Annotated in this window: 20 protein-coding genes; 19 read left to right on the top strand and 1 reads right to left on the bottom strand. The window is 44.7% G+C overall.

The window, feature by feature from the left end; translation table 11 throughout:
* Positions 1-7: 7 nt before the first annotated feature.
* From paaA to B5X77_RS13765, 13 genes are all read left to right on the top strand, one after another.
* Positions 8-967 (top strand): 1,2-phenylacetyl-CoA epoxidase subunit PaaA, encoded by a 960-nt coding sequence (gene paaA, locus B5X77_RS13700; protein WP_079508542.1) that lies wholly within the window; start codon positions 8-10, stop codon positions 965-967.
* A 53-nt stretch (positions 968-1,020) separates the two neighbouring features.
* On the top strand, positions 1,021-1,368 hold the full coding sequence (paaB, locus tag B5X77_RS13705) for a 1,2-phenylacetyl-CoA epoxidase subunit PaaB (RefSeq protein ID WP_079508543.1): 348 nt from the start codon (positions 1,021-1,023) through the stop codon (positions 1,366-1,368).
* Entirely contained in the window at positions 1,365-2,183 is an 819-nt protein-coding gene (gene paaC / locus B5X77_RS13710; protein ID WP_079508544.1) for a 1,2-phenylacetyl-CoA epoxidase subunit PaaC, read from the top strand. The genes paaB and paaC overlap by 4 nt, the downstream gene beginning before the upstream one ends.
* Before the next feature lie 6 nt (positions 2,184-2,189).
* The gene (gene paaD, locus B5X77_RS13715; RefSeq protein ID WP_079508545.1) at positions 2,190-2,672 is read left to right on the top strand and encodes a 1,2-phenylacetyl-CoA epoxidase subunit PaaD; all 483 of its coding nucleotides are present in this window, start codon (positions 2,190-2,192) and stop codon (positions 2,670-2,672) included.
* A gap of 98 nt (positions 2,673-2,770) precedes the next feature.
* A complete protein-coding gene (locus B5X77_RS13720; RefSeq protein WP_041966625.1) occupies positions 2,771-3,079 on the top strand; it encodes an EthD family reductase in 309 nt (102 codons plus the stop codon).
* Positions 3,072-3,848, top strand: a complete 777-nt coding sequence (locus tag B5X77_RS13725) for an enoyl-CoA hydratase-related protein (protein ID WP_079508546.1) — start codon at positions 3,072-3,074, stop codon at positions 3,846-3,848. The genes B5X77_RS13720 and B5X77_RS13725 overlap by 8 nt, the downstream gene beginning before the upstream one ends.
* Positions 3,849-3,862: 14 nt before the next feature.
* Positions 3,863-4,636, top strand: a complete 774-nt coding sequence (locus B5X77_RS13730) for an enoyl-CoA hydratase-related protein (protein ID WP_079508547.1) — start codon at positions 3,863-3,865, stop codon at positions 4,634-4,636.
* A 29-nt stretch (positions 4,637-4,665) separates the two neighbouring features.
* A complete protein-coding gene (locus tag B5X77_RS13735; RefSeq protein ID WP_079508548.1) occupies positions 4,666-6,183 on the top strand; it encodes an aldehyde dehydrogenase family protein in 1,518 nt (505 codons plus the stop codon).
* 153 nt (positions 6,184-6,336) lie between these two features.
* Positions 6,337-7,200, top strand: a complete 864-nt coding sequence (locus B5X77_RS13740; protein WP_079508549.1) for a 3-hydroxyacyl-CoA dehydrogenase — start codon at positions 6,337-6,339, stop codon at positions 7,198-7,200.
* A 12-nt stretch (positions 7,201-7,212) separates the two neighbouring features.
* On the top strand, positions 7,213-8,421 hold the full coding sequence (pcaF, locus tag B5X77_RS13745) for a 3-oxoadipyl-CoA thiolase (RefSeq protein WP_079508550.1): 1,209 nt from the start codon (positions 7,213-7,215) through the stop codon (positions 8,419-8,421).
* Positions 8,422-9,198 (top strand): enoyl-CoA hydratase-related protein, encoded by a 777-nt coding sequence (locus tag B5X77_RS13750; RefSeq protein WP_079508551.1) that lies wholly within the window; start codon positions 8,422-8,424, stop codon positions 9,196-9,198. It begins immediately after the preceding gene.
* A 129-nt stretch (positions 9,199-9,327) separates the two neighbouring features.
* Positions 9,328-10,203, top strand: a complete 876-nt coding sequence (gene paaX, locus B5X77_RS13755) for a phenylacetic acid degradation operon negative regulatory protein PaaX (RefSeq protein WP_079508552.1) — start codon at positions 9,328-9,330, stop codon at positions 10,201-10,203.
* Positions 10,204-11,831: 1,628 nt separating this feature from the next.
* Positions 11,832-12,506 carry an NAD(P)H-dependent oxidoreductase gene (locus B5X77_RS13765; RefSeq protein WP_079508554.1) on the top strand — a complete coding sequence of 225 codons (675 nt, stop codon included), beginning with the start codon at positions 11,832-11,834 and terminating at the stop codon, positions 12,504-12,506.
* A gap of 41 nt (positions 12,507-12,547) precedes the next feature.
* Here the strand turns inward: B5X77_RS13765 and B5X77_RS13770 are convergent, their stop codons facing one another.
* Positions 12,548-13,069 carry a gamma carbonic anhydrase family protein gene (locus B5X77_RS13770; RefSeq protein WP_079508555.1) on the bottom strand — a complete coding sequence of 174 codons (522 nt, stop codon included), beginning with the start codon at positions 13,067-13,069 and terminating at the stop codon, positions 12,548-12,550.
* Positions 13,070-13,143: 74 nt separating this feature from the next.
* On the opposite strand from B5X77_RS13770, the gene B5X77_RS13775 reads away from it, so the two are divergent.
* From B5X77_RS13775 to B5X77_RS13800, 6 genes are all read left to right on the top strand, one after another.
* Complete coding sequence (locus tag B5X77_RS13775) at positions 13,144-14,091, top strand: NAD(P)H-dependent flavin oxidoreductase (RefSeq protein WP_079508556.1); 948 nt, start codon at positions 13,144-13,146, stop codon at positions 14,089-14,091.
* Positions 14,092-14,497: 406 nt separating this feature from the next.
* Positions 14,498-15,496 carry an ABC transporter substrate-binding protein gene (locus tag B5X77_RS13780; RefSeq protein ID WP_079508557.1) on the top strand — a complete coding sequence of 333 codons (999 nt, stop codon included), beginning with the start codon at positions 14,498-14,500 and terminating at the stop codon, positions 15,494-15,496.
* Between the two features lie 18 nt (positions 15,497-15,514).
* Complete coding sequence (locus B5X77_RS13785) at positions 15,515-16,546, top strand: ABC transporter permease (RefSeq protein WP_079508558.1); 1,032 nt, start codon at positions 15,515-15,517, stop codon at positions 16,544-16,546.
* Positions 16,521-17,315, top strand: a complete 795-nt coding sequence (locus B5X77_RS13790) for an ABC transporter ATP-binding protein (RefSeq protein WP_079508559.1) — start codon at positions 16,521-16,523, stop codon at positions 17,313-17,315. Before B5X77_RS13785 ends, B5X77_RS13790 begins: the two co-directional genes overlap by 26 nt.
* A 184-nt stretch (positions 17,316-17,499) precedes the next feature.
* Positions 17,500-17,886 (top strand): thioesterase family protein, encoded by a 387-nt coding sequence (locus B5X77_RS13795; RefSeq protein WP_079508560.1) that lies wholly within the window; start codon positions 17,500-17,502, stop codon positions 17,884-17,886.
* Positions 17,887-17,948: 62 nt separating this feature from the next.
* Entirely contained in the window at positions 17,949-19,055 is a 1,107-nt protein-coding gene (locus tag B5X77_RS13800; protein WP_079508561.1) for a Leu/Phe/Val dehydrogenase, read from the top strand.
* Positions 19,056-19,099 lie beyond the last annotated feature (44 nt).

Below are 19,099 nucleotides of genomic sequence, written 5' to 3' on the forward strand. Positions count from 1 at the left end.
AAACAGCATGGAAAACACCATTTCTTTCGGTCAGCTGACGGATGAGGAAAAATATCATCATTTTATGAACCGAATTGATGCTGGCGAAAAAATCGAAGCGGATGACTGGATGCCGCAGGACTATCGAATGACGCTAATTAAACTGATTTCGATGCATGGAATCAGTGAAATAATGGGAGCGCTGCCTGAAAAGGAATGGGTGCCAAAGGCCCCTTCTTTGAAAAGAAAACTTGGAATCATGGCGAAGGTGCAGGATGAGATGGGACACGGACAGCTGCTTTTGAGGGTGGCGGAAGATTTGATGAAGCCCCTTGGAAAATCAAGGGAGAATATCATCGAAGATTTGCTCTCCGGTGACCTTAAATTTCACAACGTCTTTCATATGGAAGCGAAGACCTGGGGAGATGCCGGATTGATTGGATGGCTTGTAGATGGTGCGGCGATTATCACACAGACGAACATGCTTGATGCTTCTTATGGACCATATGCGAGGGCCTTGAAACGCATATGTGCAGAGGAGGTTTTCCACGCCCAGCATGGAGAGGCGATCATCATGGCATTAGCTGAAGGAACAGAAGAGCAAAAAGCGATGATCCAGGATTCGATTGACCGCTGGTGGGAATCCCTCTTGATGTTTTTTGGGCCAGGGGATGCATCGACAACGGGGACATCAAAACAGGATACAACCATCAAGTACGGAATCCGGACGAAAACAAATGAAGAACTTCGCCAGGACTTTTTCACAAAGTATATTCCAAGGGTCCTTTCACTCGGCCTTAAACTGCCAGATGAAACGATGCATTTTGATCAGGAGTCTGGAATGTGGAAATACAAGCAGCCTGATTGGAGCAAGTTCAAGCAAATCATCAAGAATAATGGACCTAAGTCAAAAGAGCGTCTGAGGTTGAGGGAGATTTCATACAGCAACAATAAATGGGTAATCGACGCGTTAAGCGCAAAAGCATAGAACGAGAGGCAGGGACGATCTGCCTTCAGTCTTCTAGGGAAGGAGAGGGAATCATGTCTGGAAAAGGATTCTACCAGGAGTTTGAAGTATTCAGCAAGCGGACGGATACATCTCCCATGCAGCACCAGTTTTCACTGCTTGCACCGAATCATGAGCTTGCACTAGTGATGGCACAGGAAAACTTTATGCGCCGGGAACCGGTAGCCGATATTTGGGTCGTCAAACGGGATGATGTAAGGAAGATGTCCTTAGAAGAACGGCAAACTTTGCAAAGGCTGGATAACAAGGATTATCGGAATACAAAAGGTTATGGATATTTGAAAAAGAAATGGCGCCATTATGAGCAGGAAATGCTGGATGAAAAAGAAATTCTGTCATGGGGAGGGAAACAGGAGAAATGAGATATGCACTTGAAGATGCACTGAAAAACGAAGCTTTCCGAGACGCTGCCTCAGAGCTCCTGTTCCAGCTTGCCGATGACGATTTCATTCTTGCCTACCGTGGCTCTGAGTGGCTGGGCCTGGCCCCCCATATAGAGGAAGATGTTGCGTTCTCGTCAATTTGCCAGGATACAATGGGACACGCTGCAATTTTCTACCAGCTCCTGAGTGATCTCGGAGCTGGTGATCCAGACCGACTGGCTCATGCAAGGCCAGCAGCAGAGCGAAAGAATGCGATTTTACTGGAGAAGGTGAACGGTCCGGGGACATATCTGACAGAACCTCATTATGATTGGGCATTCGCTGTAGTCAGGAACTATTTTTACGCTCAGGCCAAGAAAGTGAGAATTGAATCGTTGAAGAATTCCTCTTACCAGCCTTTGGCTCAGGCGGCAGTCAAAATCAATATGGAGCTTTACTACCATCTGCTGCACTGGAAAACCTGGTTTTCACAGCTTGTCAGTGCTGGGGGAGAAGCGAGGTCAAGGATGGAGGCTGCAATGGAAACAGCTTTCCAGGAGCTTGATGGCTTGTTTTCTTTTGGAGATAAAGGAGAAGAGTTTACAAAACATAATTTAATAGACTCAGAGGCAACCTTGAGATCCAATTGGGTACAAAACATGTCCACAGTTTTTGAAACATTAAGTCTAGAAATACCGGAGAATTTCGGATTGAAGAGCGGAAATGGCCGAAATGGTGAGCATACAGCCGATCTTCAGGCAGCCCTTGATACTCTGGGTGAAGTGTATAACACCAACCCAGCAGCGAGCTGGTGATTCTTAGTGCTGAGAGATAAAGTTTACGAGGCACTGCAAACTGTAAAGGATCCAGAAATCGATAGTGTCTCAATTATCGAACTTGGGATGGTAGAAGAGCTTGAAGTTTTGCCGGGGGCAGTCTTTATCAAGCTTTTGCCGACATTCATGGGATGCCCGGCGCTGGATATCATCAAAAAAAATGTTGTTAATGCGGTATCCGCTATTCACGGAGTCGAAAAGGTTGAGGTTGAATTCATTTTCCACCCGCCATGGACTTCCGACCGTGTTAGTGAGACTGGCAGGGAAAAACTTAAAGAATTCGGCATCGCCCCGCCTCCGAGACACATTGCGGAAACAGGCGAGTGGCAGGCAGACTGTCCGTACTGTGGTTCAACATATACAACAATGGAAAATCTCTTTGGCCCAACCGCATGCCGCAGTATTTTATATTGCAAGGCTTGCAAAAATCCTTTTGAGGCCATGAAACCAGTATCAACATTGATGTGACATGGAAATGTCATTTCAATTGATTAATAGCTTCAAGAGTCCAAGCATATATTCACTTTGGTATTAAAAAATTTCAATGATAAAAGGAGAGAGTTTTAATGGTAAAACTAATCGCGATTTACAAGCATCCACAGGACAAAGAGGCATTTGACAAGCATTATTTTGAAACTCACGCTCCGCTGACTGCCAAGATCCCGGGCCTTCGTAAAATGGAAGTTACACGTATCGTCGGCAGCCCAATGGGTGGGGAAGGCAAATATTATTTGATGTGCGAAATGTATTATGACGATCATGAAGCACTGAAGGCTGGCATGAAATCTGCAGAAGGCAAGGCTTCCGGTAAAGATGTCATGAGCTTTGCGGGTGATCTGGTCACGATGATGATCGGTGAAGAAGTTAATGAGTAACTACGAAGTCATTGAAACAACTGTGAAAGGGGAAGTCGGACTGATCGAGCTCAACCGTCCGAAGGTTCTTAACGCCCTGAACAGACAGATGGTTTCAGAAGTACTTTCGGCAATGGAGGCATACGACAATGATCCAGAAATCAAGGTCATTGTCCTTGCTGGAAAAGGCAGAGCATTTGCAGCGGGTGCAGACATCGATGAAATGATGGAAGCAGATGCAATCAGCATGGAAACAATGAATCAATTTACGGACTGGGATCGATTAGCCTGGATTAAAAAGCCGGTAATTGGAGCAGTCCATGGATTCGCCCTTGGCGGTGCATTTGAACTGGCACTATGCTGCGATATGCTGTTTGCTTCTGAAAATGCTGAGTTCGGCTTCCCGGAAGTCAATCTTGGTGTCATGCCGGGGGCGGGAGGGACACAGCGCCTGACCAAGCTTGTCGGCAAGACGAAAGCGATGGAATGGATCCTTAGCGGTAAGCGCATTTCAGCAAAAGAGGCTTTGCAATATGGAATTATCAACTCGACGTTTGCAGAGGAAGTCCTGATGGAAGAAACCTTTAAATTCGCAAATTCAATCGCAAAGCAGGCCCCAATAGCAGTAAGGCTGATCAAGGAATCTGTCTTGAAAGCGGTCGATTATCCTTTATACGAAGGCATGCAATACGAACGAAAGAACTTTTACATGCTCTTTGCCACAGAAGATCAGAAGGAAGGCATGAGGGCTTTCAAGGAAAAACGGAAGCCTCACTTCAAAGGGAAATAAGGGGGTACATAGCTGTGTTTGAAACCGTTTTGTATGAAGTGCGGAATCAGGTAGCCTACATCACCCTGAACCGCCCTGATAAATTGAATGCCTTCACAGAGCAATTGAACAGTGAGATCCAGTCCGCCATCAAAACCGCTTCAAGGGATAAGGCAGTCAGGGCACTGCTGATAACTGGTGCGGGAAGGGCCTTTTCCTCTGGAGAGGATTTGGCTGGTGTTTCCGAAGCTATGGATCACGGAGAAGTGCTCCGAAAACGTTATAATCCAATGCTCCTTGAGCTGGAACGTTGTGAAAAGCCTGTAATTGCGGCAGTCAATGGAGTGGCGGCAGGAGCAGGAATGAGCCTTGCCCTGGCCTGCGATTTCCGGGTTGCCTCGGAGAAAGCAAGCTTTGTCGAAGCTTTTATCCATGTCGGCCTGGTGCCTGATGCTGGAAACCTTTATTACCTTCCGCGCCTGATCGGTCATGCAAAAGCAATGGAGCTGGCTGTTTTTGGGGAAAAAATACCCGCAGAAAAAGCGAAGGAGCTTGGCCTTGTTACCGAGGTTTACTCATTGGATAACTGGGAAGAAAAAGTTGCTGCTTTTGCACAAAGGCTCGCCAGTATGCCAACAAAGGCAATCGGGCTAATAAAAAGGAATCTGAAAGCAAGCTGGCATTCTAATCTTGAGGATTATCTTGAAAAAGATGCCCAGAGCCAGCGAATTGCCGGACAGACAGCCGACCATAAGGAAGGCGTCCAGGCATTCATGGAAAAAAGAAAGCCAGTTTTCAAGGGAGAATAACGAAAAACCACTCAAAGGAGATGTTACGCGTGACAACAGTAAAAGAACAAAAATTCGAATCAATGGCGGTAAAACGCGAGACATATCAGCTAATCATTAATGGAGGTCGACAGGACAGCGCGAATGGCGAGACGTACAAAGTCTATAATCCTGCTACAGGGGAAGAAATCGCAACAGTAGCCAAGGCTTCAAAGGAAGATGCAGAACTTGCCGTACAAGCTGCGAGAAATGCCTTCGACTTCGGTAAATGGCGCCACTTCCCTGTGAACAAGCGTTCACGGACTCTTAATAAAATCGCATCCATTATGCGCTCTCGTTTTAATGAATTAGTGGAATTGGAGATTCTTGATACTGGGAAATCTCTTGCTGCGGCTCAGGGTCAGGTGATGCAGGCGATTGAAGATTTCGAGTTTTACGCAGGTGCTATTGTCAGCCACCGAGGTGCTGTTAACAGCATGCCTGGCGCATTCCAGAATATCACCGAAAAAGAGCCAGTAGGTGTTTGCGCCCAAATTATCCCTTGGAATTATCCTTTGATGATGGCAGCATGGAAGGTTGCTCCGGCAATTGCAGTCGGATGTTCAGTTGTAGTAAAACCAGCATCTTTGACACCACTTACAGCCATTGTCCTTGGTGAAATCTGTATCGAAGCTGGAGTTCCGGAAGGCGTAGTCAACGTCATTCCAGGGTCAGGTTCTGTTGTCGGAAACTACCTCGTTGAGCATGAGAAAGTCGACAAGGTCGCTTTCACAGGATCCACTCCAATTGGAAAAGATATCATGGCAAGAGCATCGCAGACTTTAAAGCGTGTAACACTTGAACTTGGCGGAAAATCTCCGAGCATCGTGTTCAACGATGCAGATCTTGATGCCGCAGTTGATGGTTCTCTATTTGGGATCTTCTATAATACTGGCCAATCGTGTGAAGCACGTTCACGACTTTATGTCCATGAGGATGTATATGATGAGTTTATTGAGAAATTCGTTGCGAAAACCAAACAGCTGAAGCTCGGAAATCCTTTTGATAAAGAAACGCATGTAGGCGCTGTCATCAGCGAAGATCAATTGAATGTAATTGATGGCTATGTGAAATCAGCTGTTGAAGACGGAGCGAAAGTTTTAACAGGCGGAAAAACTGCTAATCTCGAAGGCTATGAAAATGGCTATTGGTATGAGCCAACAATCATTGCAGAAACGAGTCACAGCATGAAGGCTGTAAAAGAAGAAATCTTTGGACCGGTTGTTGTCGTCATGAAGTTCAAAGATGAAAAGGAAGCAGTCAAACTGGCAAATGACAGCGAATATGGCCTGGGGTCAGCCATCTGGACAAAAGATTACGGACGCGCAACAAGGGTTTCCAAGCTAATCCAGGCAGGCATCGTCATGATTAACTGCCCATTCTCGGCCTTCCCTGGCACTCCGTTTGGCGGTTATAAGCAATCCGGGTTCGGACGAGAACTCAGCATCGAAACACTTGATTTATATACAGAAACAAAGAGTATCGTCTCTTACTACGGCAGCCGCCCGCTAAACCCGTTTAACGTGTAAAAATGAGGCGAGCACTCCTCTATTCGGGTGCTCGCCTTTCAGTTTTAAAATAGTAAGTGAATTTTAATTTCCTAAAGGAAATGTACACAGCCTCAGCCCCCTTGTGGCTGATCAAGGCGCTTGCACTCTTCTTTAGGTACAGGAGGATATATAATGAAGAAACTCGTTGTCATCGGTTCAGGCGTCATGGGCAGAGGCATTGCCTATGTTAGCTGTCTGGGCGGATTTAATACAGTACTGATCGATGTTGATGAAAAACAACTATATAAGGCGGAACAGGAAATTAACAGCATTTTTGAAAAAGGGATTTCCCGAAGTAAAATTACCGCCGACGAAGCAGAATCGGCAAAAGCTAGATTAACATATTCAAACTTTCTCGCTGAGAACGTAAAGGATGCTGATCTGATCATTGAAGCGGTGCCTGAAAAAATAGACATCAAGAAGACCATTTTTGAAGTGATCGACCAGCATGCGCCGGCAGCCTGCCTGTTTGCGACCAATACATCAACAATGAGTCCGACAGAAATTGCTTCTTTTACAAAGCGACCTGAAAGGGTCATCGCGATGCACTTCTTTAACCCGGTGCACAAAATGCCGCTCGTTGAGATCATCCGAGGACTTGAAACGAGCAATGAAACGGCCGAAGCGATTCAGCAGGCTGCCATCCAAATGGGCAAGGAAACTGTTGTAGTCAATGAGTTCCCTGGCTTCGTGACAAGCCGGATCAGCGCACTTGTAGGGAACGAAGCATTTTACATGCTGCAGGAAGGGTTGGGTTCACCTGAGGAAATCGACAAGGCTATTAAGCTTGGACTCAATTACCCTATGGGCCCGTTCGAGCTAGGAGATCTCGTGGGTCTGGATACTCGCCTTAACAATCTGAGGTACCTTTATGAGAAGCTGGGAGAAAAATACCGTCCGGCCCCATTACTAGAGCAATATGTAAAAGCTGGGCGCCTTGGCAGGAAGACTGGGCGCGGTGTATATGACTATAGGGAATCGGTGACTACAAAGTAAAGGGGAATGGTGATGAGAGAAGTTGTAATCGTTGATGCAGTAAGGACCCCGATAGGAAGATACAATGGCAGTCTCCGTCATATCCGTCCGGATGATTTAGGTGCAATTGTCATCAAGGCGTTGGTTGAGCGAAACCAGGACGTGCCGGTATCCAATATTGAAGAAGTGGTCCTTGGAAATGCCAACCAGGCTGGAGAAGATAATCGGAATGTTGCCAGGATGTCTGGTTTGTTGGCTGGTCTGCCAGTAGAGGTTGCCGGGACAACGATCAATCGGCTGTGCGGTTCTGGCCTGGATGCGGTCAACTATGCTGCAAGAGCAATCATAGCCGGTGAAGGTGATATCTTCATTGCAGGCGGGACAGAAAGCATGACCAGGGCACCACTGGTGATGGCAAAGCCTGAAAAGGATTTTCCGCGCGGAAATATGGAGATGTTCGATACAACAATTGGCTGGCGTTTTGTGAACGGAAAGCTGAAGGAAATGTATGGCACCGACAGTATGCCGGAAACAGCCGAGAATGTAGCGAAAAAGTATGGCATCTCAAGAGAAGTACAGGACGAGTTCGCTGCAGAAAGCCAGCTGCGAGCCCAACAGGCGATAGAGGCAGGAAAGTTTGAAAATGAAATTGTCCCTGTTGTTTATGAGGATAAAAAGGGCAACAAAACAATCATTGACACGGACGAACATCCTCGTCCAGGTACGACAATTGAGAAATTATCAAAACTAAAACCTTTATTCAAAGATGGTACGGTAACAGCAGGCAATGCTTCTGGAGTGAATGACGGGGCGTCTGCACTTCTGTTGATGAGCCGTGAAAAAGCTGAAGAGCTGGGACTGAAGCCATTGGCCAAATATATCGTATCCGCCACTGCTGGTCTTGAGCCATCCATCATGGGTATGGGACCGGTTTATGCAGTGCAGAAAGCATTGAAACGTGCGGGTTTATCTATTGCAGATATGGACCTTATTGAGTTGAACGAAGCATTCGCTGCTCAGTCTCTAGGCTGCATACGGGAGTTGGGGCTGGATCAGTCTAAAGTGAATGTCAATGGCGGGGCAATTGCGTTTGGACATCCGCTCGGAGCAAGCGGAGCCAGGATTTTGACGACCCTTTTATATGAAATGAAAAAGCGTGATTCTAAATATGGACTTGCGACGATGTGTGTCGGCGTGGGGCAGGGAATCGCGACGATTATCGAGAATATAGGAGAGAAATAAATGAACAATATCAAATTCCAGAAAGAACGGCATATCGCATATATTACAATCGACCGTCCAGAATCCTTAAATTGCTTCAATTATGAAACACTGACGGAACTTGGTGAACTTGTAGATACACTTCATACGGATACGGATGTAAGAGTGGTCATTTTTACCGGCGCTGGAGATAAAGCATTCAGTGCCGGGGCGGATTTGAAGGAAAGGAAGCACCTTACCGACGCAGAAGTACGCCGAAATGTGAAAAAAATCCGTGATGTGTTCAGTGCGGTTGCGGAACTTCCACAGCCAACAATTGCAGCCGTAAACGGATTCGCTTTTGGAGGGGGATTCGAATTGATGCTGGCCTGCGATTTTAAAATAGCGGCCGACAGTGCATTGATGGGCATGACCGAGGTGAGCTGGGGCATTATTCCTGGAGCGGGGGGAACACAGCGTCTTTCAAGGCTGATTGGTGAAATGAAAGCAAAGGAATTGATTTTAACCGCTCGTAAAATTTCTGCAGAAAAAGCATTTGAACTTGGAATCCTGACAAGAGTGGAATCAATAGAGAATGTCATGGCTGCGTGCAAGGAGCTTGCGGAGGAAATTCTCCAGAATGCACCAATCGCGGTTAGACAGGCGAAGTATGCGATCCAGCATGGCAGCAGTACAGACCTGCAGACTGGTCTGGCTATTGAATCGAAAGCGTATGAGGTAACAATCCCAACAAAAGACCGTGTCGAAGCATTGAACGCATTCAGTGAAAAGCGCAAACCTGTTTTTACATCGCAGTAATCCATAGGGAAAAATCCCTATGGTTTTTTCCTTTTAAGCAAATTATTTTTGCAAAATAATGATAATACTGTAAAATGTTTTATAACGGTTTTATAACGACAATCAAAAACAAATGAGGATGACAGAGGCTTGAATACACGATCAATGATTTTTACCTTATACGGCGACTATATTTCCCATTATGGAAGCAAGATTTGGATTGGCAGCCTGATCAGGCTCCTGAATGAATTTGGACACAATGATCAGTCTGTAAGAGCTGCAATTTCAAGGATGAACAAGCAAGGTTGGGTACAGGCTGAAAAGATAGGAAACAAAAGCTATTATTCTCTCACACCGCGTGGCCAGAAAAGGATTGACGAGGCTGGTAAGCGTATCTTCAAATTGAAACCCGAAGAATGGGACGGCAAATGGAGAATCCTTATGTATACCATCCCGGAGGAAATTCGCAATGTGCGTGACGAGCTGCGCAAGGAATTGATTTGGAGCGGCTTCGGTTCAATGTCAAACAGCTTTTGGATCTCAGCTAACAACCTGGAAAGACAGGTCAAGGATCTGATTGACAAATACGAAATTGAACAATATGTTGATTTTTTTGTTGCAGAGTACAAAGGGCCGCACGAAAACAAGCGCTTGGTCGAAAAAAGCTGGGACCTTGTTGAAATAAACACAAAATACCAGGATTTTATCAGTGAATACAGCCAGAAATATATCATCGATAAAAACAAAATCCAAAAGGGGAGCATGTCTGACGCGGAATGCTTCGTTGAACGGACGAAGCTGGTACATGAATACCGCAAATTTCTCTTCTTTGATCCTGGACTCCCTGAAGAGCTGCTGCCTGAAAAGTGGCTCGGCAGCCATGCAGCATCACTTTTCAGCGAGTACTATAAAGAACTCGCAGAACCAGCCTCCCGTTTCTTTGAATCGGTTTTTAAAGAAGGCAATGAAATCAAGCATAAAGATGTCGACTATAATGTAATGGATCATCCGTATATATTGGATTAGCTATAAACCATCCTCAGCCGCTGAGGATGGTTTTAATATTTTTAGGGGGAATGGAAAATATATGGTGAAGAGTAGGGTTAAGGATTTCTGAATCACGGGTAGTTTGGACAGTTCTGGAAGGAAAATCGGGAAAGCTGTCCAAAGCAGGAAGAAGCTTAGACAGGTTAAGCTGGAGAAGCAGAAAAGCTGTCCAAAGTTTCTTCATAAGGGTCCATTTAACCCTGTATGGCACCCTCATATGGGCGGGATTGGATTCATAAGGGTATCATTTAACCACGAACGGCACCCTTATGTGTCAGGATTTGACGTCATAAGACTCCATTTAACCACGAACGGAACCCTTATGTAGCTGGGTTTGACTACATGAGACCCCATTTAACCACGAACGGCACCCTTATGTGTCTGGATTTGACTACATAAGACCCCCTTTAACTACGAACGGCACCCTTATGTGTATCGGTTTGACATCATAAGACCCCATTTAACCACGAACGGCACCCTTATGTAGCTGGATTTGACTACATAAGACCCCATTTAACCACGAACGGCACCCTTATGTAGCTGGGTTTGACGTCATAAGACTCCATTAAACCACGAACGGCACCCTTATGTGTCAGGGTTTGACTACATAAGACTCCGTTTAACCATGAACGGCCCCCTTATGTAGCTGGGCTTGACGTCATAAGACTCCATTAAACCACGAACGGCACCCTTATGTGTCTGGATTTGACTACATAAGACCCCATTTAACCATGAACGGCACCCTTATGTGTCTGGATTTGACCACATAAGACTCCATTAAACCACGAACGGCACCCTTATGTGTCAGGGTTTGACGTCATAAGACCCCATTTAACCATGAACGGCACCCTTATGTGTCAGGGTTGATGTCATAAGACTCCATTTAACCACGAACGGCACCCTTATGTAGCTGGGTTTGACGTCATAAGACTCCATTTAACCACGAACGGCACCCTTATGTGTCTGGATTTGACTACATAAGACTCCATTTAACCACGAACGGCACCCTTATGTAGCTGGATTTGACTACATAAGACTCCATTAAACCACGAACGGCACCCTTATGTGTCAGGGTTTGACTACATAAGACCCCATTTAACCATGAACGGCACCCTTATGTAGCTGGATTTGACCACATAAGACCCCATTTAACCACGAACGGCACCCTTATGTGTCAGGGTTTGACGTCATAAGACCCCATTTAACCACGAACGGCACCCTTATGTAGCTGGGCCTGACTCCATAAGGTTCCATTTACACTGTACAAGTTTGGACAGGTAGAGAGAGGAATACACAAACCCTATCCAAAACAGGAAGAAGTTTAGACAGGTTGCCGCGGGAGAAGCAGAAAAGCTGTCCAAATTATGTCGAAGTTTGGCCAGGTTGAAAGAGAATGCAGAAAAGCTGTCCAAAGATGGTGTAAGCTTGGACCGGTTGAGCAGGAGAAGGGGAAAAGAAGTCAAAAGTCACTAGCCGCGTTCACCTGTAACCAGTAAATTTCCGCCGGCTAAATCAAAAGAGTTGTCGAGGTATTCCGTTTTAATAGAATTTTCAGGTAGAAATATGGTAAGTTAATAAAAAATGAGGTTAGGAAGGGGAAGATATTGATGCGTGATAAAGAGACATTGAAACAGGAAATCCTTGATGCGTTCCAGTTTAGGCATGCGACAAAGGAATTTGACCCGAACAAGCAAATCCCGGAGGAGGACTTTCGTTTTATCCTGGAGACAGGGCAGTTGTCGCCTAGCTCCTTTGGCTTTGAACCCTGGCGTTTCCTTGTAGTCCAGAGTGAAGGTCTTCGTGAAAAAATAAAGAACACTGCATGGGGTGCTTACGGTAAGCTCCCTGAAGCAAGCCATTTTGTTGTGATCCTTGCAAGGACTAAGTTGGACACAAAATATGACTCTGAGTATCTGCAGGATCATTTCAAAAACAAGAAGAAGATGCCTGAGGATTTTATGGCTAATTACCTTAAACGTATAGAGGAATTCCAGAAGTCCGATTTTAAATTGCTCGAAGGGGAGCGGCCGCTTTTTGATTGGGCTTGCAGACAAACATACATAGCACTTGCGAATATGATGACGGCTGCAGCTCAAATCGGGATTGATTCATGCCCGATTGAAGGCTTTAATATTGAAAGTATGAACAAACTGCTTCAAGAAGAGGGATTGCTTGAAGATGGACATTTTGGCATTTCGGTCATGTGTGCCTTCGGCTACCGTGTGAATGAACCAAAACCCAAAACAAGAAGGCCGCTTGATGATATCGTTAAATGGGTTTAATAAGAATTTAAAGAGAAGCCTGGCATATGCCAGGCTTTTGATTATTCCATATCCTTAAGGGCTTCCCGGTATTCCCTTCCCTTTTGGACGTATGTATCGATTGAAAGCTGGATTAGCTCTAAATCTTTTTCACCGATTTCCCGAATCATTTTGCCTGGCGCACCTACCACAAGAGAGCGGGGCGGAATCTTTTTGCCTGCAGGAATCAAGGTGTTTGCGCCAATAATGCACTCTTCCCCGATTTCGGCGCCGTCCAGGATTGTTGAGCCCATTCCAATAATGCATCTTTTCCTGATCGTACAGCCATGAAGGATCGCGTTGTGGCCTACAGTCACCTCATCTTCAATGACCAAAGGCGAACCTTCAAAAAGGTGGCAAGTTACATTATCCTGGATACTGCATCCTTCTCCAATTGTAATCGAATCTTCATCACCGCGAAGCACTGCATTGAACCAGACGCTTGAATCTTTTCCAATTCTAACGTCACCAATGATATAACTTCCCGGTGCCTTGAAAACAGTTTCATGGAGTGCTGGCTTTTTCCCTGAATATGATAAAATCACTTTTCCCTCTCCTTTTCTCAATTGTCTTAATTTTAAAATTAGTATAACATTAATATTACGAAGGGGGAATTTTTGTGAATGGAATCACATCTGTTCTGGGCATAAAATATCCAATCATCCAGGGGGGGATGGGGAATATTAGTAATGCTGTTTTGACAGCTGCGGTTTCTGAGGCTGGCGGATTAGGGACAATTGGTGCCGGTACAATGCCTGCTGAAGAAGTTGAACAAATTATTCTTGAAACAAAATCTCGGACGAAGATGCCTTTTTCGGTGAATATTGCCTTAAGTGTTTCACCGAATGTGGTAGAAATTCTTAGATTGACTGTCAAACACGGTGTGAAGATAGTAACTTTGTCAGCTGGAAATCCTGCTCCTTTCATTCCAAAGCTAAAAGAGGCAGGCATTAAAATCATTACCGTTGTAGCATCTGTTAAACAAGCCAAAAAGGCAGAAGCAGCAGGAGCAGATATTTTAGTGGCAGAAGGATATGAAGCAGCCGGAATCAATTCTAACCTGGAAACCACGACTTTGGCCCTTATTCCGCAGATTGTGGGCCAGGTTAACATCCCTGTAGTGGCGGCAGGCGGAATTGGAGACGGAAAAGGACTAGCTGCCATGTTAGCACTTGGTGCATGCGGTGTTCAAATGGGAACCAGATTTATCGCAACAAAGGAAGCTCCATTTCATGAGGTTTATAAACAAAAGCTATTGCAGGCAAACGATCACGAGACAGTTATTGTTGGCAGGTCCGTTGGAAAAATTAGAAGACTGCTGAATACTCCTTATGCTGGAAAGCTGCTGGAAGCGGAAAAGAAAGGAATTACATCCGAAGAGTTTGCAAAGCTGACAACGGAGGATTTACATAAAAAAGGAGCGCTTGAAGGGAACGAAGAAAGTGGTTTCATGAATGGCGGCCAGGTATCAGGGCTAATATCTGACATACCAACTGTAAAAGAGTTGCTGGATCGGATGGTTATTCAAGCGAAGGAACGGCTTAGGATAGCAGAAACGATATTATAAATTTACAACGCATGCTTCAATTATGGAGCATGTTTTTATTTTAAATAAAAAAATTTAGACAAATCAGAAAAAAATAATCAAAAAGTTATTTACTTTTATGCATAAAAGCGGTAAAGTATCCAAAAGAACTTTATTATTCTCCGAGAATAATTTCAAGCACAGCAAAAGAACAAGGGGGAAATCAATTGAAATCTCAACATACTAAATTTTCGGAATATTATTGACACTGTTTTAGGCTGGTGTTAATATAACGTTATATTTACGGTGTCTATAGTAAATATCATACTTTTTGGAATCGCTTTCATAAAGTGCCAGGTTAAAAGTAGTACAGGGGCGTTCCGGCTGTCTACAAGTATAAAACTACATAGATTGATGCCGGTTTATAAAAAAATCAAGGGGGATTAACATGAAAAAATCAATGAAAGCTATTTCTCTTGTTCTTGCTAGCGCATTGTTGATGGCTGGCTGTGGGGGAAAGGAAACATCGAATGGATCAACAGAAAAAGAAAAGTACAAAATCGGTTTGACCCAATTTGCGGAGCATCCATCTCTTGATGCTGCCACAGAAGGATTCAAAAAAGCTCTTGAGGAAAAAGGCTTCAAAGAGGGAGAAAATGTTACATATGACTTCCAGAACGCACAAGCTGATATGAACAATACAGCAACGATTGCGAACAACTTCGTTGGTGACAAGGTTGACCTGATCTTTGCCAATGCGACACCAAGCGCTGTTGCGGCTCTTAATGCCACAAAGGATATTCCAATTATTTTCACATCTGTAACAGACCCTGTTGGAGCTGGCCTAGTCGAAGCATTTGATAAACCGGGAGACAACATCACCGGCACTACAGATAATCATCCTGATGCTACGAAAAAGACTATCGATTTCATGACCAATGAAATTGGAGCCAAGAAAATTGGCGTCATCTACAACGCTGGAGAACAGAACTCTGAGGTCCAGCTTAAGGAAGTGAAGAAGCTTGCAGAAGCAAATGGAGCAAAAGTGGTTCAAGCTTCGATTTCAACATCTGCTGAAGTTAAGCAGGCAGCTGAATCACTTGTAGGCCGTGTTGACGCCATCTACGTACCAACTGACAACACAGTAGTATCTGCTCTTGAATCTGTTATCTCTGTAGCAAACGGCAAGAAGATCCCATTGTTTGTTGGCGAGCTTGATTCAATGAAGCGCGGGGCTGTTGCTGCCAGCGGATTTAACTACTATGACATTGGTTATCAGTCTGGCATTATGGCTGCACAAATTTTATCAGGCGACAAAAAAGCTTCTGATATTCCTGTAGAACTTCCAAAATCTTTGACATTGACGATCAATAAAAAAGCTGCCGAAGCACAAGGTGTTGAAGTTAAGGAAGAATGGGGCGACAGCGCAGAGTTTTACGAAGAATAAAGGAAAGGATGATTCAACTTGTTTACATCAATATTTGGAGCATTTGAGTCGGGCATAATTTATGCAATTATGGCTCTGGGCGTTTACTTATCCTTTCGGGTACTTGATTTTCCAGATTTAACGGTGGACGGCAGTTTCGTAACGGGAGCTGCGGTTGCCGCGATTATGATTGTAAATGGCTCTAATCCATTTGCCGCTACATTGGTGGCACTTGCTGCAGGATTTATTGCAGGCTGCATGACAGGCTTGATCCACACTGTCGGTAAAGTCAATGCTCTATTATCAGGTATCCTGATGATGATTGCCTTGTATTCTATCAATCTTAGAATAATGGGCAAATCGAATGTTCCGCTTCTGAACACTGATACCGCAATGACTTCTGTACGGGACTTTTTTGAAAAAACTGGCATCGATGGATTTATGAATGGTTTGCTGACAGCTGTAGGGTTGGGAGACAGCCTTCCGCGGACATGGGGTATTCTGCTGTTCATGATTATTGTGGCTCTTGCGATAAAATTCCTTACAGACGCATTTTTGAAAACAGAAGTCGGACTTGCAATCAGGGCTACTGGAGATAACAAAAGGATGATACGCAGCTTTTCTTCCAATACAAATCTGATGATTATACTTGGTCTCGGTCTTTCTAATGCGATGGTAGCATTTTCAGGAGCATTGATTGCCCAGCAGGGTGGTTTCGCTGATGTCGGCATGGGAATCGGTATGATCATCATTGGGCTTGCTTCAGTGATTATCGGTGAAGCGCTATTTGGAACAAAATCAATTGCCAGGACAACTCTTGCTGTAATTGGCGGTTCGATCATTTACCGTATCGTCGTCACTCTGGCGCTAAGAGTTGAGTTCCTTGAACCAGGTGACATGAAGCTGATAACTGCGGTGATTGTCATTCTGGCTCTCACGGCTCCTAAGATGCTAGAGAGCTACAAAGAGAAAAAGCGGAAGGTCAAAAGACAGCTTGATAACCTGCAAATGGTAGCTGTTGCTTCTGAAGGAAAGGGTGAGGCTGGTGCTGCACTTAAATCAGATTCATAGGGTTTTTAACGAAGGCACTCCAGATGAAAAAATAGCTCTGGATAATATCAATCTCACCTTAAAAAAGGGAGACTTTGTTACTGTGATCGGAAGTAACGGCGCCGGGAAGTCTACTTTGATGAATATCATTTCCGGTGTTATGCTTCCTGACCACGGAAGGGTGGAACTGGATGGAAAGGATGTTACCTATATGTCCGAGTACAACCGCTCTAAAATGATTGGCCGTGTATTTCAGGATCCGATGGCCGGCACCGCTCCGAGCATGACTATCGAGGAAAATCTAGCTATCGCCTTTTCGAGGAACAAGCGGCGGACGCTTGCACGTGGAGTCACTAAGAAACGCCGCGAGCTTTTTAAGGAAGTGTTAGAATCCCTGCACCTGGGCCTTGAGAACCGTTTGAATGCCAAAGTCGGAATGCTGTCAGGCGGGGAGCGCCAGGCCTTATCCTTGCTAATGGCCACTTTCACCGAGCCATCGATCCTCCTTTTGGATGAGCATACTGCAGCACTTGATCCGGCACGGGCAGAGCTTATCACCAATTTGACAAAGGAAATTGTTGATAAATACCATCTTACAACTCTGATGGTAACTCACAATATGCAACAGGCACTGGATCTTGGCAACAGGCTGATCATGATGGACAAAGGGCAGATCATCCTAGAGGTCAATGAGGATCAAAAAGCGAAGCTGACAATCGAAGACTTGCTGAATGAGTTCCAGCGTATCCGCGGAACGAAGATGGCTAGTGACAGGGCATTGCTCAGCTAAAAAATAAACCAGCTTAATAGCTGGTTTATTTTTTTTCTCGAAAAAAGAATTAAATATTATACCAAAATTATTTTTGAGAAAATATCAAAATTTCTTACAATTTATTGACCATTTATTTAACGAAATGTTATGATAACGTTAAATAAACGTTATACATATTTGCAACTTGGAAAGGTGGGATATAATGCGAGATGGCTTAAAAGCTGGGCAAACGGCCTCCATCGAAGTCATTGTTACACCAGATATGTTTGCCCGCTTTGAAGGAAAACTCGTCCATCCAGTATACTCCACGGTTTCTATGGTTTATCACATGGAATGGGTGTCGAGACAAATTATACTTCCATTTTTAGAAGAAGATGAGGAAGGAATGGGTGGTGCAGTAACTGTTAAACATGTTGCTCCATGTATTGAAGGAGCAGAAGTGGTCATTACCGCAACTGTCACTGACCTCCAGGGGAATACGATCCTGACCAATGTGAGGGCAGAAAGCAAGGGAAGGTTAGTTGGTGTAGGGGAAGTTAAGCAAGTAGTCCTTCCAAAGGCAAAGATAACTGAAATATTAGGCAGCTAAAATTTTTTTGCGCAAAAATGTAAGCGCTAACATGGTTTAACGGAATAAAGGGGGAAAGAAAAATGGATATGTTTGAACAAATTCGTGAACACGAGCAGGTGGTGTTCTGTAATGATGAAGCGACAGGATTAAAGGCAATTATCGCGATTCATAGTACACGATTGGGGCCGGCCCTTGGCGGCTGCCGCATGTATCCCTATAAAACAGTGGATGATGCACTTGAAGATGTATTACGGCTATCAAAAGGCATGACCTATAAATGTGCAGCTGCCGATGTAGATTTCGGTGGAGGAAAAGCAGTCATTATCGGTGATTCAACAAAAGATAAGAGTCCGGAATTATTCAGGGCTTTCGGCCAGTTTGTCGAGTCGATCCAGGGCCGTTTTTATACAGGTACTGACATGGGAACCGATCCCGAGGATTTTGTCCATGCCCTAAAGGAAACGAATTGCATCGTTGGCGTGGATGAAGTATATGGCGGAAGCGGTGATTCTTCCGTGCCGACTGCCCAGGGCGTCATCTTTGGGCTGCAGGCAACAAGCAAAGCTGTCTGGGACACAGATGATTTATCAGGAAAATCCTATGCTATCCAGGGTCTGGGCAAGGTAGGCTATAAGGTAGCAGAGTATCTCCTTGAAAATGGTGGAGATTTGTATGTAACAGATATCAATCAAAAAGCGATTGACCAAATTGTTCAGAAAGCGAAGGTAATGGGTGCTGGAATCAAGATTGTAAGCAGTGATGAAATTTATTCCCAGCCAGCAGATATTTTTATTCCATGTGCAATGGGAGGAATCATCAACGATGACACAATTCCTCAACTGCAGGTTAAAGCAGTTGTTGGTTCTGCTAACAATCAGCTGAAGGAAGTACGCCATGGATATGCACTTCAGGAAAAAGGGATTCTGTATGCGCCGGATTATATTGTCAATGCCGGCGGTTTAATCCAGGTTGCGGATGAGCTCTACTCTCCTAATAAAGAGCGAGTCCTGAAAAAGACAAAAGCAATCTATAATTCTCTTTTGAATGTATATAACCAGGCTGAAAGGGATGGAATCACGACAGTTGAAGCAGCGAATAAATTTTGCGAAAACCGGATTGAAGCGAGAACACGGAGAAACAGCTTCTTTTCGCATATGAAGCGGCCGAAGTGGGCTGTCAGGATGTAATAGAATCACAGATTTTTAGGGAATATCCAACCTTTAATGATCAT

Source organism: Mesobacillus jeotgali (assembly GCF_900166585.1).
Taxonomy (GTDB): domain Bacteria; phylum Bacillota; class Bacilli; order Bacillales; family Cytobacillaceae; genus Mesobacillus; species Mesobacillus jeotgali_A.

Bases quoted from the DNA above. Each gene is read 5' to 3' on its own strand.
- B5X77_RS13780 (WP_079508557.1), top strand. From the start codon at position 14,498: ATGAAAAAATCAATGAAAGCTATTTCTCTTGTTCTTGCTAGCGCATTG.
- B5X77_RS13800 (WP_079508561.1), top strand. From the start codon at position 17,949: ATGGATATGTTTGAACAAATTCGTGAACACGAGCAGGTGGTGTTCTGT.
- B5X77_RS13720 (WP_041966625.1), top strand. From the start codon at position 2,771: ATGGTAAAACTAATCGCGATTTACAAGCATCCACAGGACAAAGAGGCA.
- pcaF (WP_079508550.1), top strand. From the start codon at position 7,213: ATGAGAGAAGTTGTAATCGTTGATGCAGTAAGGACCCCGATAGGAAGA.
- paaA (WP_079508542.1), top strand. From the start codon at position 8: ATGGAAAACACCATTTCTTTCGGTCAGCTGACGGATGAGGAAAAATAT.
- B5X77_RS13725 (WP_079508546.1), top strand. From the start codon at position 3,072: ATGAGTAACTACGAAGTCATTGAAACAACTGTGAAAGGGGAAGTCGGA.
- B5X77_RS13765 (WP_079508554.1), top strand. From the start codon at position 11,832: ATGCGTGATAAAGAGACATTGAAACAGGAAATCCTTGATGCGTTCCAG.
- B5X77_RS13795 (WP_079508560.1), top strand. From the start codon at position 17,500: ATGCGAGATGGCTTAAAAGCTGGGCAAACGGCCTCCATCGAAGTCATT.
- paaB (WP_079508543.1), top strand. From the start codon at position 1,021: ATGTCTGGAAAAGGATTCTACCAGGAGTTTGAAGTATTCAGCAAGCGG.
- B5X77_RS13740 (WP_079508549.1), top strand. From the start codon at position 6,337: ATGAAGAAACTCGTTGTCATCGGTTCAGGCGTCATGGGCAGAGGCATT.
- paaC (WP_079508544.1), top strand. From the start codon at position 1,365: ATGAGATATGCACTTGAAGATGCACTGAAAAACGAAGCTTTCCGAGAC.
- B5X77_RS13750 (WP_079508551.1), top strand. From the start codon at position 8,422: ATGAACAATATCAAATTCCAGAAAGAACGGCATATCGCATATATTACA.